Annotated in this window: 16 protein-coding genes; 8 read left to right on the top strand and 8 right to left on the bottom strand. The window is 71.8% G+C overall.

Going from position 1 to position 14914, the window contains the following annotated elements:
- Positions 1-47 precede the first annotated feature (47 nt).
- From ACIRL2_RS17455 to ACIRL2_RS17485, 7 genes are all read right to left on the bottom strand, one after another.
- Positions 48-1127: an LLM class flavin-dependent oxidoreductase gene (locus tag ACIRL2_RS17455; protein WP_395863870.1), complete on the bottom strand. Its 1080-nt coding sequence runs from the start codon at positions 1125-1127 to the stop codon at positions 48-50.
- Entirely contained in the window at positions 1124-2038 is a 915-nt protein-coding gene (locus tag ACIRL2_RS17460) for an ABC transporter substrate-binding protein (RefSeq protein ID WP_395863868.1), read from the bottom strand. Before ACIRL2_RS17460 ends, ACIRL2_RS17455 begins: the two co-directional genes overlap by 4 nt.
- Complete coding sequence (locus ACIRL2_RS17465) at positions 2039-2896, bottom strand: ABC transporter ATP-binding protein (protein WP_395863866.1); 858 nt, start codon at positions 2894-2896, stop codon at positions 2039-2041.
- Positions 2893-3753, bottom strand: coding sequence for an ABC transporter permease (locus ACIRL2_RS17470; RefSeq protein WP_395863864.1), 861 nt, complete (start codon positions 3751-3753; stop codon positions 2893-2895). Before ACIRL2_RS17470 ends, ACIRL2_RS17465 begins: the two co-directional genes overlap by 4 nt.
- Entirely contained in the window at positions 3750-4796 is a 1047-nt protein-coding gene (locus tag ACIRL2_RS17475) for an ABC transporter substrate-binding protein (RefSeq protein ID WP_395863862.1), read from the bottom strand. Before ACIRL2_RS17475 ends, ACIRL2_RS17470 begins: the two co-directional genes overlap by 4 nt.
- Positions 4789-5934 carry an ABC transporter substrate-binding protein gene (locus ACIRL2_RS17480; protein ID WP_402232982.1) on the bottom strand — a complete coding sequence of 382 codons (1146 nt, stop codon included), beginning with the start codon at positions 5932-5934 and terminating at the stop codon, positions 4789-4791. Before ACIRL2_RS17480 ends, ACIRL2_RS17475 begins: the two co-directional genes overlap by 8 nt.
- 221 nt (positions 5935-6155) lie before the next feature.
- A complete protein-coding gene (locus tag ACIRL2_RS17485) occupies positions 6156-6263 on the bottom strand; it encodes a putative leader peptide (protein WP_395863859.1) in 108 nt (35 codons plus the stop codon).
- Positions 6264-6565: 302 nt separating this feature from the next.
- On the opposite strand from ACIRL2_RS17485, the gene ACIRL2_RS17490 reads away from it, so the two are divergent.
- Positions 6566-7396 carry an IclR family transcriptional regulator gene (locus tag ACIRL2_RS17490; RefSeq protein WP_395864071.1) on the top strand — a complete coding sequence of 277 codons (831 nt, stop codon included), beginning with the start codon at positions 6566-6568 and terminating at the stop codon, positions 7394-7396.
- Between the two features lie 70 nt (positions 7397-7466).
- On the opposite strand, the gene ACIRL2_RS17495 is transcribed toward ACIRL2_RS17490, so the two are convergent.
- Positions 7467-7979, bottom strand: a complete 513-nt coding sequence (locus ACIRL2_RS17495; protein WP_395863857.1) for a hypothetical protein — start codon at positions 7977-7979, stop codon at positions 7467-7469.
- Positions 7980-8434: 455 nt separating this feature from the next.
- Here ACIRL2_RS17495 and ACIRL2_RS17500 point away from each other — a divergent pair, with 455 nt between their 5' ends.
- The 7 genes from ACIRL2_RS17500 to ACIRL2_RS17530 all read left to right on the top strand — a co-directional run bounded on the left by ACIRL2_RS17500 (position 8435) and on the right by ACIRL2_RS17530 (position 14574).
- Complete coding sequence (locus tag ACIRL2_RS17500) at positions 8435-9034, top strand: CGNR zinc finger domain-containing protein (protein WP_395863855.1); 600 nt, start codon at positions 8435-8437, stop codon at positions 9032-9034.
- A 111-nt stretch (positions 9035-9145) separates the two neighbouring features.
- Positions 9146-9781, top strand: a complete 636-nt coding sequence (locus tag ACIRL2_RS17505; protein ID WP_402232985.1) for a septum formation family protein — start codon at positions 9146-9148, stop codon at positions 9779-9781.
- A 661-nt stretch (positions 9782-10442) separates the two neighbouring features.
- Positions 10443-11846: a sensor histidine kinase gene (locus tag ACIRL2_RS17510; RefSeq protein WP_395863851.1), complete on the top strand. Its 1404-nt coding sequence runs from the start codon at positions 10443-10445 to the stop codon at positions 11844-11846.
- Between the two features lie 17 nt (positions 11847-11863).
- A complete protein-coding gene (locus ACIRL2_RS17515) occupies positions 11864-12250 on the top strand; it encodes a roadblock/LC7 domain-containing protein (protein ID WP_395863849.1) in 387 nt (128 codons plus the stop codon).
- The gene (locus tag ACIRL2_RS17520; protein ID WP_395863847.1) at positions 12247-12597 is read left to right on the top strand and encodes a DUF742 domain-containing protein; all 351 of its coding nucleotides are present in this window, start codon (positions 12247-12249) and stop codon (positions 12595-12597) included. The genes ACIRL2_RS17515 and ACIRL2_RS17520 overlap by 4 nt, the downstream gene beginning before the upstream one ends.
- Complete coding sequence (locus ACIRL2_RS17525) at positions 12578-13198, top strand: GTP-binding protein (protein ID WP_395863845.1); 621 nt, start codon at positions 12578-12580, stop codon at positions 13196-13198. The genes ACIRL2_RS17520 and ACIRL2_RS17525 overlap by 20 nt, the downstream gene beginning before the upstream one ends.
- Positions 13195-14574 carry a cytochrome P450 gene (locus tag ACIRL2_RS17530; RefSeq protein ID WP_402232991.1) on the top strand — a complete coding sequence of 460 codons (1380 nt, stop codon included), beginning with the start codon at positions 13195-13197 and terminating at the stop codon, positions 14572-14574. The genes ACIRL2_RS17525 and ACIRL2_RS17530 overlap by 4 nt, the downstream gene beginning before the upstream one ends.
- Positions 14575-14914: the final 340 nt, after the last annotated feature.

Genomic DNA, 14914 nt, shown 5'->3' on the forward strand with positions numbered 1-14914 from the left:
GGGTCTTCCGCCGTACAGGCCCCGCCGTACGCCCGCCCCGCCGGCGCTCACCCCACCCGAGGCCGCACCCCCAGCGCCGGCAGCACCGTCTCGCCGATCCGGTACGCCTCCTCCAGCAAGGGGTTGCCGGACAGGATGAACGTGTCCACCCCCATCGCCTCGAACTCCTGCAACCGCTCGATCACCTGAGCCGTGGAACCGACCACCGCTGTCCCGGGCCCCGGCCGGAACAGCCCCATCCCGGGCCACAGATTCGGGTACACCTCCAACTCCCGCGCCCGAGCCGGGACCCGACCTCCGTGCTGGCGGAACTGCCGCTCCCAGCCCACCCCGTCCGCGTCCGCCGCCTGGCCCAACTGCCGCGCGTAGGTGGCGTGGCTGGTCACCTCCAGCAGCCGATCGGCCGCCGCCCACGCCTCGTTCTCGGTGTCCCGCACGATCAGGTGCAGCCGCAGTCCGATCCGCAACGAACGCCCGTGCGCGGCGGCCCGCTCGCGGACCCGCTCCAGTTTCTCCTTGAGCAGGTGCGGCGGTTCGCCCCAGGTCAGGTAGACGTCGACGTGCTCCGCGGCCATCTCGATGCCGGCCGGCGACGAGCCGCCGAACCACATCGGGACGTGCCCGCCGTCCCGGTGCAGCTCGCGCAGCCCCGCGCCGGCCTGCCGCAGGTCGTAGAACTTCCCCTTGTGGTCGAACACCTCGCCCGAGGTCAGTCGCCGGACGATCGACCAGTACTCGGCGCTGAGTTCGTAGCGCTCGTCGTGGTCCAGGTGCAGCCCGTACTCGCGCAGACCCTCGGTCGAGCCGTTGACCACGTTGAAACGCAGCCGCCCCGCGCCGAACAACGCCTCGAAGCTCAGCGCCATCTTGGCCAGCAATGTCGGCGCGATCAGCCCGGGATGCACCGCGAGCAGCGGTCGGAACGTCGGCGCCGCCGCGGCCACCACGCTGCCCAGCGACCACACGTCGTACAGGTCGGTCGCCAGCAACGCGCCGCTGAATCCCAACCGGTCCACCGCGCCCGCGAGTTGCTGGAGGTAGGCCAGGTCGACCGGACGCCGGCCGGCGGGCTCCCAGGGATACGGCCCCTCACGCGGGATCACGTACCACAACACCTCGGTGCTCATCGGGCACCGCCGACCGTCGCCGCGAGCGCCCCGGCGACCAGCGGCGTCAACGCGTCGACCTGCGCGTCGGCCACCGTGATCGGTCGGTCGATGAACCCGTTCGCCACGAAGATGTCCGCGGCCTCCTGCTGCTCGGCGATGAACGAGGCCGGTACCGGCTCCAGTCGCCACGGCAGCGCGGCCAGCGCCTCGGCCCAGTCCGCCCGCGCGCCCGGCAGCTCGGCCGCGTGCAACCCGGCTGCCTCGTCGAGGTGCGCCGCGGCCCACTCGTCGGCCTCGCGCAGCGCGGCCACCACGACAGCGGCCACCTCCGCGCGCTCCTCGGCGAACGCGCGGCGCGCGAAGAACACCGAGCGGTCGGTGATCACGTCGCCGACCCGGTGCAGCACCCGAAGTCCGGGCTCACGCAGCGCGGCGACCAGCTCGGGCCCCTGCGCGACCCAGCCGGCGATCTCCCCGGAACGCAGCCGCGCGGCCTGGTCCTGTCCCGCCACCGGCCGCACGGGCGTGATGTCGTCCCGATAGGACAGCCCGACGTCGGCGAGCGCCTTGGCCACGAAGTGGGTCTGCCACGAACCGATGCTCAGCACAACGGTGCCGTCCTTGAGGTCCGCCGGCGCGCGCACCGGGCCCTCGTCGGCGACCAGCAACGCACCGTGCCCGGGACGCGGCGCGGACACCGCGACGTAGACGATGTCGTGGCCCTGCGCCTGACCGACGATCGGCGGCGTCGAACCGGTCCCGCCGAAGTCGATCGTGCCGTCGCCGAGCAGTTCGCCCACCCGGGTGCCCTCCACGGGCACCCAGGTCACGCTCTCCCCCAGCGGCTCCAACGCGCGCTCCAGGATGCCCAGCCGCGCGAGCAGGTACAACGACGGGTTGCTGCCATGGACACCGATGGTGACGGTCATTCAGATCACTCCGGTCGAAGACGGGGACGAGGAAGAGGACGAGGAGAAGGACGACGCGGAAGACGCGGAAGGCTCGGAAGACGGGCCGCTGCCGGCCGAGGCGGGGTGGAAGGACGCCCCGGCGGATCCGGAATCCGGCGTGCGCACGCCCAGATCGGCGAGCAACCGCCGGCGCAGCGCCGCGAACGCCGGATCGGTGGGGTCGCGCGGCCGGTCCACCGCGACCACCTCGTCGGTGACCAGGTTTCCGTCCCGCAGCACCGCGACCCGGTCGGCCAGCCGGATCGCCTCCTCCACATCGTGCGTGACCAGCAGCACGGCAGGCCGATGCACCCGGCACAACTCGCCGACCAGGTCCTGCATGCGCAGCCGGGTCAGCGCGTCCAACGCGGCGAACGGCTCGTCCAAAAGCAGCAGTTCCGGCTCACGCACCAGTGCCCGGGCGAGCGCGACGCGCTGCGCCTCACCGCCGGACAGGGTCGCCGGCCAGGCCTGGGCATGCCCTTCCAGACCGACCTCGGTCAGCGCGCGCAGGCCGATCTCGCGGGTGGCCCGACCTCGCGGCAGGCCGACCACGACATTGGCCAACACCCTTTTGGACGGCACCAGTCGCGGTTCCTGAAAGACGATGGTGCGGGCCTCGGGGACCAGGACCGTGCCGCCGTCGCTGCGATCGAGCGCGCCGAGGATGCGCAGCAGCGTGGTCTTGCCGGTACCGCTCGCGCCGAGCAGCGCGACGAACTCGCCGCGGGCGATGTCCAGGTGCACACCGTCCAGGACGGCGCGGGTACCGAACACCCGGCGCAGCCCCCGGATGTGTACCGCGACCTCGGCGGAGCGGGTGCGATCGGTGCTCATCGGCCCGCCCCCTGCCCCTGGTTGCGCCACGGCATCAGCACCCGTTCCAGGATGCGCACCAGGGCGTCGGCGAGCAGACCGAGGATCGCGTAGACCAGGATGCAGACGGTGAGGATGTCGGTGCGCGAGAAGCTCTGCGCCTGGCTCATCAGATAGCCGATCCCGGCCGTGGAGTTGATCTCCTCGGCTGCGATCAGCGCGATCACGCTCAGCGTCATGGACAGCCGCAGCCCGGAGAGCAGCGCGGGCAGCGCGCCCGGCAGGACCACCTCGCGCACCAGCGCGATCCGGCCGACGCCGAAGCTGCGCATGGCCTCGACCAGCTTGCGGTCCACGTTGCGCACCCCGCCGGAGGCGGAGACGTACATCGGGAACGCGGTGGCCACCGCGATCAGGATCACCCGGGCCGATTCGCCGATGCCGAACCACACCATGAACAGCGGGACCAGCGCGAGGAACGGCACGGTGCGCAACAACTGCACGGTGGAGTCCAGGAGTTCCTCACCCAGGCGGGAGAAGCCGGTGAGTACGCCCAGGGCCAGGCCGATGGTGAGCCCGAACACCAGGCCCAGGCCGGCCCGACCCAGCGAGACCCGGAGCGCGTCCGGGAGTTGGCCGTTGTCCCACATCTCGCGCGCCGCGCGGAAGACGTCGGCGGGCGAGCCGAGCAGGTCCGGGCTGAGCGCTCCGCTGTGCGATGCCCAGGCCCAGCCGCCGACCAGCGCGAGCGGGCCGATCGCCCGCAGCGCGGGGCTGAGGAAGCGCGGTCGGGAGCGCGGGAGTCGCGGACGCGGGGTGACCAGACCGGGGTACTCGCGCACCCGGGGTTCGGTCTTGACCAGCGTGGGCGCGCTCATCCGGTCGCTCCCGCGAGGGAGGCCACGTCCAGCAGGTGCGGCTTGACGTCGACCAGGCTCGGGGTGACCTTCTGGTTCAGGAAGAACTGGGCGACCTTGCCGAAGCGTTCCACATCGGCCGGTCGGATCGGCTCGACCGTGGCGCCCTGCCGGGTGAAGTCGGTCTGGATGCGCTTGGGTTCGGCGCCGTACGCGGTGGGGCCGGAGTCGGTGAAGACGTTGATGTACGCGGCGGGGTCGGCGATCTCCTTGGTGCCGGCCTCGTGCAGGTAGGCGTAGAACGCCTTGACCACCTCGGGGTGCTTGTCCGCGAACGCGTTGCGCACCGCCCACACCGAGTAGTTGTCCGAGCCGAGCGCGCGGCCGTCGGCGAGGAATCGCGCGTTGCCGGAGGCCAGCGCGGGCACCGAGTAGGTGGCCCAGGTGGCCCACGCGTCGACCTGGCCGGCGGCGAACACCGGCGCGGTCTGGTCGGCGCGCAGGTAGACCCGCTCGACCTTGTCGGCCGGGATGCCGGCCTGTTCGAGCGCGGCCAGCAGCAGGTATTCGCTGGTGCCGCCCTGCGAGCAGGCCACCTTCTTGCCGACCAGGTCCCGGATCGAGTGGATCTTCGAGTCGCTCTTGACCAGGATGCCCTCGCCCGCCAGGTCGGGGGCGGTGGCGCCGAAGAGCTTGAAGCTCGGCTTCTGACCGAGCGCGGCGACGGCGGAGGTGATCGAGCCGAGCGCGACATCGAGTTGGCCGGCGTTGATCGCCTGCGCGGCCGGTGCGAACGGGCCCGCACTGCCGGTCCAGGAGACCTTGGCGCCGACCTTGGCGAGCGCCGCGTCCAGGGAACCGTCCTTCTTGCCGAGTGCGAGCACGCCGTTGTTGCCCGGGTCGGGGATGCGCAGCGTGATGCCGGTCTTGGTGTCGCCCGCGGCCGACGACGCCTTGGCGTCCTTCGACGAGGAGCCGCAGCCGGTCAGCGCGATCAGCGTCGCGGTCGCGAGCGCGACGGCGGACAGCAGACGGGTGTGACGGCGAGGGGGTCGGCTACTCATGGGATGCCTCCAGCGTGGATATCCGGGACGGTTCGGGGTCGAGCGACTGTTCGGGGTGCGCGCGCCCGGCGGGCGACGGCGCGACGTCGAAGGGGCGGGCGGAGTTCTCGGGTGGCGGCGCGTCCTCGGCCGATGTCCGTCGCGCGTCCGCGAGTTCGCGCGCGGCTCGCAGCGGCTCCGGGTCCGCCCACGCGCGCACGTCCACGGGTTCGGCCAGGAAGCCCTGTCCGTACAGGAAGCGCTCCTGTCGCGCGAGCAGGTCCAGGCGCTCGGCGGAGAGGTCGATCCGCAGCGTGTCCGGGCCGAGTTCGCGGTATGCGCCGGCCACCCCGAACGCGCCCGCACCGGTCTCGGCGCCCAGGATCCGAGCCACCTCGGCGGGATGTCCCGGCGCCCAGTCGGCCGCCTCGACCAGCACCGCGAGGAAGCGGGAGACGAGGTCCGGGTGGTGGTCCAGCAGATTCCGGTGCACGGTGATCGGCCGCGGCGTGCCGTTGTTGATCCGCGCTCGCGGGTCGACCGCCGCGTCCAGGTCGACCGCCACGACCGCGCCGTGCCGCGCCGCCGCCTCGACGGCGAGCGCGCCCTTGACGTACACGGCGTCCACGTCACCGCGCCCGAGCGCGGCCAACTCGGCCTCCCACTGGCCGATCCCGCGCGCCGCGGGCACCTCGACCGGACGTGCGTCGGACAGGGTCGCGCCGGCCAGGGACAGCGCGCCGGCGAAGCCGTGCAGTGCCATCGCCCGCCAGAAGTCGATCGCGATGTCGTGCCGGGGAATCGCCAGCCGCAGCCCGCGCAGATGCTCGGGCGCGCTGATGCCGCTGTCCGCGCGGACCAGGATCGCCTGGCTCTCCTCGATCCAGGTGAGTCCGACCAGCCGGGTCGCCTCACCTCGCGAACGCGCCCACAGCGCGGGCACGTTGCCGCCCTCGCGGAAGAGCCCGGGCAGCGCGTGCGTGTAGTGGTGGTCGGCGGCCACGTCGGCGGAGACGTCCTGCAGCGAGCGGACGGTGATGCCCTCGGCCGCGAACTCGGCGTCGAGCAGCCCCAGATCGGCGGCGATGCCGGTGGCGGTGGGCACGGGACAGCGGGTGAACCACAGTTCGTCCGGACGGGCGCCGGTCACGGCGGTCATGGCGATACTTCCGTTCGCGTTGGTGGCGGCGGGGGTCCGCGGCCCGGTCGGGCACGGCGCGGATCGACCCGGGACCGCGTCGGTCCGGGCAGGGGGCAACGGGTCACGCGTGGTCGGGACCTATGCGTGAGAGGCATCGATCAGGCAGCGCGCGGACGCCGGACGTCGATCGGATCGATCGCTCGGGCGCGGGCGTACCGGGGTTCGGTGCGGGGGGTGGGTCAGCGACAGCCGGCGCTGGAGACGCGCGCGAGGTCGATGTGCCGGCGGCTGGTCAGCAGCGCGCGGGCGGTGGAGGACGGCGCGGTGTACAACGCGTCTGCGGACACGCGGGCCTCCCTCTCGGTTGCTTCGTCGATCACGGGCACGCCCGGCGGAGCGCCCGGCGCGCCAAAAGGCGCATCGGGGGGATCCTGGCATGATCCGCACCGCGCGATCAAACCTTCCCATGATGTGGGATACCTTGATGCTCTCCGGCACGGATCGTGGCCCACAGTGGTCGATCGCCTTGCCGTATGGTGAAAACCGCCTGTCGAACGGCGAGTTGGGGGTTCCAGTGGACGCAACCGCGGCACATGCAAACGCGCCGAACACGAACGCGGCGGACACGGACGCGGCGGACACACCCGCGGTGCCCACCCGCGCGGCGCACGCCGGCGCGGCGGACCCGAGCGCACCGCGCGCACCCTCCGGCGCGCAGGCCGTCCAGCGTGCCCTGGGCATCCTGCACTGCTTCCGGGCGACCGGCACCGACCTGAGCGCGTCGGACATCGCCCGCCGGATGGACCTGTCGGTGTCCACCGCGCACCGCCTGGCTCGCACCCTGGTCGGCGCGGGCTTCCTGGATCAGGACGACCGCACCAGCCGCTACCGGCTGGGTCCCGTGGTCGCCGAACTCGGCCTGCTCGCCTACCACCAGCGCGGCCTGCACCACGCCGCGCCCGAGTTGGAACAGTTGTCCCGGCGCACCTCGGCGACCTCCGACCTGGCCATCCGCAGCGGTCGGCACGCACTGGTCTTGGTCGGCAGTTCGGTCCAGCCCGGCACCGGGCTCGGTCTGCGCCGGCCACTGCACTCGACCGCACTGGGCAAGGTACTGCTGGCCTGGGCCGATCCGGCGGACGGCGGTCTGGAGCCGCTGCTGCCGCTGGCCCCGCAGACCGAGCGCACCATCGTGGACCCGGCGGCGTTGCGGGCCCAGCTGCAGGCGGCCCGGGCGGTCGGCTACGCGCTCAACGACGGCGAGTCGGTCCCGGGTGTACGCACCCTGGCGGTGCCGATCCTGAACCGGGCCGGCCACGCGCACGCGGCCCTGGCCGTGCGGTCCACGCCCGCCGTGATGACCGACGAGCGCATCCCGTGGTTCCGCGACCGGGCCCAGGCGTGCGCGGATGCCTTGGAGGTACTTCTGTTGCCGCCGCATCGACGCCGACTGCGCGAGTCGGGGCTGCCCACGGAATAGGGTCCGCCCCGTGACTCCGGTCCGGAGTCACGGGGCGGACCCTGCGCTTGGGGGTGTCGTGTCGGTCGGGTCAGGCGGCGGCCACCAGTGCGTCGCGGCCGAGCACGCGGGTGCGGGTGGTGGTCACGGTCTTGGCCGAACGCGCCTTCGGCGCCGCGAACACGGCGAGCCGCAGGAAGGCGAATCGGGCCAGCCCGGCGACGCCCGACGCGACCAGGTAGGTGCCCTGCTCGACCATGATGCTCGGCGCGGTCTGGACCGCGTGCAGGCCCAGCACGGCCGCCGTGGTGAACAGGTAGGCGACCACGGCCGACCCACCGGCCTGGGCGTGCGCCTTGAAGTTGGCGCGCCCGGCCCGGAAGGCGAACCGGCTGTGCAACTCGGTGGCCAGGAGCGTGCCCGCCACGGTGACCACCGCGTTGGCGGCGGCGATCGGGAGGTGGCCGGAGAGGCCGACGAGCGCGGCGCTGGAAGCCAGTCCGGTACCGCCGCCGAAGACCACGAAGCGAGCGAAGGAGGCGACCGTACCGGGCGTCGACGGCTGAGTGGTGTCCTGCTCTGCGACCCGGCTGCGGTTGTTCACGTGACTCTCCTTGACCCCCTGCGAGCCCTGTCGGCCCGTCTGGTTCAAACCTAGGGATCGCGCAACACATTCCCCATGGTGCCCACTTCCCTCTCTGGGTGGGGCTGGCCCCACCCCTCGACAGGCGGCCTGCCCCGCCCCCGCCGACACGTCCCCGGGCCGCCATCCACGACACGGGTTCGACAATTGCCACCAAATCCACCGAAAATGCACACCCACGAGCCAGCAAAAGTGCGCGTACGACCCTTCCGGTGCCCCTCCCATCGCGGATGTCTGCCTCGTCACACCACACGCTGTGTGCAAAGAGGATCACATAACGCATGCAGCGCCATCCACCCGCGGCAACGTACGTCCACCGACGGGAGGCGGCGGGGCGCCCGGCGTCCGAACCGAGCCGGACCACCACCGACGCACGCACATCCACATGGATATCGGCACCCGCTACCATTAGTTTGGTGAGCACACGAATCGCGGACCTCGACACCGGCGGCGCGCCCCTGCTCGGCGAGCCACTTCCGGTGGAACTGGCCAACACTCGGTACGCGGTGCGCGGCGTACCGCACGAGGGACTGGCCGAACCGGAGCACCTGGCCGCGTGGCTGCGCGATATCGCGCCGCGACTGACCGCACCGCCGTCCGACGCCGCGCTGCTCGCGGTGGACGCGCGGGACCTGGCCGCGGCGCTGGACCTGCGCGCGTGCGTCGCTGCCCTGCTGCACGCCGCGACGACCGACACCGCGCCGGCCGCCGACACGGTGGCCCGCCTCAACGCGTACACCCGCGCCGCGCCGCGCTGGCGCGAGCTGACCTGGCCCAACGCGACCACACACACTCGGGCCGAGCCGATCGCCGCCGTGCTGGCCGAGCTCGCGGACGCCACGATCGACCTGGTCACCGGGCCCGACCGGGGCGAACTGAGGCCCTGTCACGGCCCGGGCTGCGTGCTGCACTTCGTCAAGAACAACCCGCGCCGCGAATGGTGCTCCGCGGGCTGCGGCAACCGCGCCCGGGTGGCCCGGCACTACCAGCGCACGAAGAACCCGCCCCAAATGTAGGGAATTGAGGACATTGGCAGCATTGGCCAGAGATAAGGGAAGCCCCTGAAGACCGGAACACCCGCCTCCGAAAGACTCTGGGCGATTCCCAGCGAGAGGCTTCGATTTCCGATGCGCGTTTCCCGGATCTCCGGTGTGCTGTCCCCTACCCCCGCGCGCCGTCGTCGCGCCGGTACCCGCGCGTCCGCGGCCGCGGCCGCCGTCCTGGTCGCCTCCGCCCTGCTCACCGGCTGCCTCGGCAAGGACGACGACAAGAAGGACGACAAAGGGAGTTCCGCCGAGTCCAAGCCGCCGATGATCACCATGCCGCCGGCGCCGACCCTCCCGGCGAAGTCCGACCCGTCGACGGGCCCGACCGGCGGCGGTGGCAGTAGCGCCACCCCGTCCGGAACCGCGACCAAGCGCAGCGGCCAGGTCAAGATGATCAAGCTGCACAAGGGCGACTGCGTCGAGGAGAAGGGCGAGGAGCTCGTCACCGTCGCCTGCACGACGCCGCACGACGCCGAGGTGGTCGGGGAGTTCACCCTGCCGGCGAACATGTCGCCGACGAGCATGACCTTCCAGGACGACACCGGCAGGAAGTGCACCGAATTGGTCACCCCGACGGCCGCGCGCAACAGCGACCTCCCGTTGTCCAAGCTCACCCTGCGTCCCACCTCGGGCAGTTGGATCAACGAGAACGACCGCGATCTGACCTGCCTCCTCAAGCGCAACGACCATGTCAAGCTCACGGCTCCCCTGAAGTAGCCACGACGGGCGGCCCGACGGCGAGCACACCGCCCATGCCGCCGGGCGAACCGCCCAGGGCACTCGCCCTCCCGAGCGAGACGGTGCCCGCCGCTCGAAAGTCGCCGACCGGTCAACCCCGGGGTCTCCCGCCCAGCGAACGGGCTTTCGCTGGACCACCTGACCCCGAGCGGCCGCCTGTACCACTGACCCGCGACACACGGTCCCACCACGGCCCCGCACACGCCCTCCGGGCGAGGCGGGGCCGTTCGCGTTCCCGGCGAGCCGGCGACCGCCTGGTGAGGGCACCCGAAGCCCGCCACCCGCCGCCCGCACGGACCGCGAACACCCCGGCCCCTCTACCGCTTTCGGCCGAAGCCATGTCCCGATCCCGATCGATTCACCCGTTCGAGGGGCTTGTGCGCCACACGCCCGATCCGCCCCACGCGTCCGCGTAGCCTGGCGCCCGCAACGGTGCTTCCCCTGCCCGCCGGGGCGCGACCCCGCCCGCACGGGACCCACTCGAGCACCCCCGCTCGGCGACCGAGCACAGCCCGCCGAGCGGTCCCCGCAGGACACCCGCACGATTCGTTTCCGACATTTTTCGAGGATGCCGATGGTTCTCGCTGGATCGTCCCCCGGAGGCCGACGGCCGGCCCTCGCGTGGGTCCTCCCCCTCCTCGTGACAGCCGTGTGCGCGGCCGCGGCCGTGGCCGCGGTCTCCCCCCAGGCCCGTCCCGCGGTGGCCCTGTGCGGTGGACTCGCGACCGTCGCCGTCGCCGTGTGCGCCGCCGAGGCCGGCCGCCGCGGGCGCACGATCGCGCAATTGCACCTGCGACTCCAGCAGCAACAGGTCGGCCTGCGCCGGCGCCTCGCCGCGCAGGAGGCGGAAACGGTCCGGCTCTCCGAGGAGTTGCTCCCGGAGGCCATCGGCCGCCTACAGATGGGCGAGCCGGTCCCGGAGGTGATGCGCAAGGTCGCCCCGCAGCCGGACGACCCGACCGAGTTCGCGGTCGCACACCGCAACGTGATCCGCTCGGTGATCGACACCGTCAGCGCCGAGGAGGACATGCGCGAGTCCGCCCAGCGCGCGTTCGTCAACATCGCCCGCCGCGTCCAGGCCACCATCCACCAACAGGCCCAGGATATGCGGGACATGGAGGACCGGCACGGCGACGACCCGGTCGTCTTCCGCGACCTCCTGCACCTGGACCACGGCAACGCGCTGATCGGCCGGATGGCGGACAGCATCGCCGTGCTCGGCGGCGCCCGCCCCGGTCGCCAGTGGGAAACCGACATCGGCATGTACAGCGTGCTGCGCGGCGCGATGTCGCGCATCCTGGACTACCGCCGGGTCAAGCTGCACTCCGTCGTCGAGGTCGCGGTCATCGCCCAGCACGTCGAGCCGCTGATCCACGCGATCGCCGAACTGCTCGACAACGCCACCCGATACTCGCCGCCCTCGACCACCGTGCACCTGAGCACCGTCGAGGTCCAGACCGGCATCGCCGTCGAGATCGAGGACGCCGGCGTCGGCCTGAGCGAGGAGGCCCGCCGCCGCGCCGAGCGCATCCTTTCCCTGGACGGCGACGCGCTCAACCTGGGCGACCTGGGCGAGACCCCGCGCCTGGGCCTGACCGTGGTGGGCCGACTCGCGCACGCCAACAACTTCAAGGTGATGCTCCGCCCGTCGGCCTACTCCGGCGTACGCGCCGTCGTGGTCATCCCGCAGGACCAGATCACCGCGAACGTGCCACCGATGTACCCGATGCCGGAGCACCTCCAGCACCTGGACGAACTCCCGTCCCTGCACGACATGATGACCGACACTCCGGTCGGCACCGAACTGGGCGCCAACGGCCTCCCGCAGCGCCGCCGGCGCAACCTGGGCACCGTGCCGCGCGCCGGGGGAACGCGCGGCGGGCACCGCGCGAGCGCGTCGAAGCCGGCCCCCGCGCCGGTCGAGGATCCGCCCCCGGGGCTCGGACTGGACGCGTTCCTCAGTGGCATCAACGGCGAACTGCCTTCCAATGAACGGCGATCCGAGACCGGGGACGATTCGTGGGGCGACGGGGGATATCGATGACGGGGTACCGACCGAACATGGACTGGATGCTCGCCGACCTGGCGAAGAGTGTGCCGTTCACGCGCTACATCGTGCTGCTGTCCGCCGACGGCCTGCGGATGGCCCAGCACAACACCGAGGCCGACACCGCGGACCGGCTCGCCGCCGCGTGCGCGGGCCTACAGAGCCTCGCCGCCGCGATCGCGTCCGAATTCCCCAAGGGCGACGGCCGGATGCGGCTGGTCGTGATCGAGGTCAACGGCGGCTACTTCTACATGATGGCCGCCGGCGCGGGGGCCTATCTCGCGGTGCTGGCCGACGGTCAGGTGGACACCGGCCTGCTCGGCCACCGGATGCGCGACCTGGTGATCCGGATCGGCGAACACCTGACCAGTCCGCCGCGCCACGACGGGGCCTTTCCGTGAGTGTGCCGAGGCGCTCACGGCGCGACCCGCACCCCGAGCGGCTGTACCTGGTCGGGGAAAACTTGGAGGCACAGGACCGGTTGGACCTCGTCACCCTGTTCGTGGCCAAGCACGAACCCGAGCGCGGGATGTCCCCCGAGCTCGCGACGATCCTGCGGATGTGTGAACAACCGTTGTCCATGGCCGAGATCTCCGCGCACATGCGGTTGCCGACCAGCGTGCTGACGCTGGTCCTGACGGACATGGTGACCACGAATCAACTCGAGGCGCGGGCACCGATCCCGGCCGCCTCGTTGCCCGACATCGATCTGCTCAAGGCGGTGATGCATGGACTACAAAGGCTCTGAGACCCTCGCCGGGCCGCGCCCCGAGGACATGCTGCCGGCGACGGCCGCCGCCGCGGTCAAGGTCGTCGTCGTCGGCGGCTTCGGCGTCGGCAAGACCACGCTGGTCGGCGCGGTCAGCGAGATCCGGCCGCTCACCACCGAGGAGACGATGACCCAGGCGGGCGTCGGCATCGACGACCTCGCGGGCATCGAGACCAAGACCACCACGACCGTGGCGATGGACTTCGGCCGGATCAGCCTCAACGAGCGCCTGGTCCTCTACCTGTTCGGCACCCCCGGACAGGAGCGCTTCTGGTTCCTGTGGAACGGCCTGTTCGACGGCGCGCTCGGCGCCGTGGTCCTGGTCGACACCCGGCGCCTGGAGGTGTGCTTCGACGTGATGGGCCGGCTCGAGGATCGCGGCGTGCCGTTCGTGGTCGCGGTCAACACGTTCCCCGAATCGCCGGTGCACTCCATGGACGAACTGCGCAGCGCGCTCGACCTGGACGAGTCGGTACCCATGCTCGACTGCGACGCGCGCAGTCGCGGCTCCAGTCGGGACGTCCTGATGGCCCTCATGCAATACCTCTACACGCTCACCACGAACCGGGAGACGCAATGACCGCTCCTCCCCCCGTTCCGCCGCCCGGCTGCCCCGCGCACGCGGGCGCGACGGCCACCGAGGGCATCACGAGGTTGTACGGACCGGAGACGATCGCGGACCCGGGCGCCACGTACGAGAGGTTGCGCGCCGAGTACGGGGCGGTCGCGCCGATCCTGGTCGACGGCGACTTCCCCGGCTGGCTGGTGCTGGGCTACCGGGAGAACCTGGAAGTCATGCGCACGCCGAGCCGGTTCTCCCGGGACGCGCGCAACTGGCGCGACTGGCGCGAGGGCCGGATCCCGCCGGACGCCACGATCCTGCCGATCATGGAGTACCGCCCGGACTGCGTGTCCAGCGACGGCGCCGAGCATCAACGCCTGCGCACCGTGGTCACCGAGAGCCTGGACCGGTTCGACCGACGCGGCATCCGCAAGCACGTCCAGCGACTCGCGCACGACCTGATCGACCGGATCGCCGCGGACGGCCGCGCCGACCTGGTCGCGCAGTTCGCACAACAGTTGCCGATGCTGGTCATCGCGCAGTTGTACGGTCTGCCCGACGCGATGGGTCCACGTCTGGTCGAGGCCAGCGCCGAGCTGATGATGCAGAGCGAACGCGCGCTCGAATCCAACGAGTTCATTCTGCGCACGCTGAGCGACCTGGCCGACCGCAAACGTGCCGAGCCGGCCGCCGACTTCCCGTCCTGGCTGATCGAGCACCCGAACAAGCTGTCCGAGGACGAGGTCCTGCACCACCTGCGGCTGGTCATGGTCGCGGCGAACGAGCTGACCATCGCGCTGATCGCGAACACGCTGCGGGTGGTCCTGACCGACGACCGATTCGCCGCGTCGCTGGCCGGCGCGCGGCTGACCCTGCCCGACGCGGTCGAACAAGTCCTCTGGGACGAACCGCCGTTGTGGGTCATCCCGGGCCGCTGGGCGCTCGTGGACACCGAGTTGGGCGGGCGCCGGATCAAGGCCGGCGATCTCCTCGTGCTCGGCGTCATGGCCGGCAACGTCGACCCGCAGATCCGTACCGACCTCACCGTGCCGGTCCACAACAACCGCGCCCACCTGGCGTTCAGCGGCGGCGCGCACCTGTGTCCGGGACAGGACATCGGCCGAGCGATCACGGACACCGCGATCGACACACTCAACAGCCGGCTTCCCGACATCCGCCTGGCCCACCCGGACCGCCCACCCGCCTGGCACGCGGCCACCTGGGCCCGCTACCTCACTTCCCTTCCGGTCGAATTCACCCCGGTCCCGCTGGTAAAGCCCACCGAATGGACCCGCCCCCCACGCCCACCCCGTCCCACCACACCCCCCGAGCCCCCGATCTCTCCCCTCCCCACCACCTGGTGGACCCGCATCACCACCTGGCTCTTCGGCTGACCGACAGAGCGCCGGGCCCACCCCCGGCGCTCCCCGTCCCCACCTCCGCAAGCCACGAAAAGCACGGGCAACCAAATCATCCCGCCCGGCGCTCGAGAACCCCCGGGAACCCACCCGCCCAACCCACAAACCGGCAACGAGCCACCCTCCGCAACCCGCAGGCCGAAACGCGGGCAACCCAATCAGCCCGTCCGGCGCTTGAGGACACCCCGAAACCCACCCGGCCGCCCCGCGAACCGCACCGACCCGACAACGAGCCACCCTCCGCAGCCGCAGACCAAAACGCGGGCAAACCAATCAGCCCGTCCGGCGCTTGAGGACAACCCAAGGCCCCCCACCG

The organism is Embleya sp. NPDC127516 (assembly GCF_044765325.1).
Classification (GTDB): Bacteria; Actinomycetota; Actinomycetes; order Streptomycetales; family Streptomycetaceae; genus Embleya.

Bases quoted from the DNA above. Each gene is read 5' to 3' on its own strand.
- ACIRL2_RS17465 (WP_395863866.1), bottom strand. From the start codon at position 2,896: ATGAGCACCGATCGCACCCGCTCCGCCGAGGTCGCGGTACACATCCGG.
- ACIRL2_RS17470 (WP_395863864.1), bottom strand. From the start codon at position 3,753: ATGAGCGCGCCCACGCTGGTCAAGACCGAACCCCGGGTGCGCGAGTAC.
- ACIRL2_RS17460 (WP_395863868.1), bottom strand. From the start codon at position 2,038: ATGACCGTCACCATCGGTGTCCATGGCAGCAACCCGTCGTTGTACCTG.
- ACIRL2_RS17475 (WP_395863862.1), bottom strand. From the start codon at position 4,796: ATGAGTAGCCGACCCCCTCGCCGTCACACCCGTCTGCTGTCCGCCGTC.
- ACIRL2_RS17530 (WP_402232991.1), top strand. From the start codon at position 13,195: ATGACCGCTCCTCCCCCCGTTCCGCCGCCCGGCTGCCCCGCGCACGCG.
- ACIRL2_RS17515 (WP_395863849.1), top strand. From the start codon at position 11,864: ATGGACTGGATGCTCGCCGACCTGGCGAAGAGTGTGCCGTTCACGCGC.
- ACIRL2_RS17525 (WP_395863845.1), top strand. From the start codon at position 12,578: ATGGACTACAAAGGCTCTGAGACCCTCGCCGGGCCGCGCCCCGAGGAC.
- ACIRL2_RS17505 (WP_402232985.1), top strand. From the start codon at position 9,146: ATGCGCGTTTCCCGGATCTCCGGTGTGCTGTCCCCTACCCCCGCGCGC.
- ACIRL2_RS17455 (WP_395863870.1), bottom strand. From the start codon at position 1,127: ATGAGCACCGAGGTGTTGTGGTACGTGATCCCGCGTGAGGGGCCGTAT.
- ACIRL2_RS17480 (WP_402232982.1), bottom strand. From the start codon at position 5,934: ATGACCGCCGTGACCGGCGCCCGTCCGGACGAACTGTGGTTCACCCGC.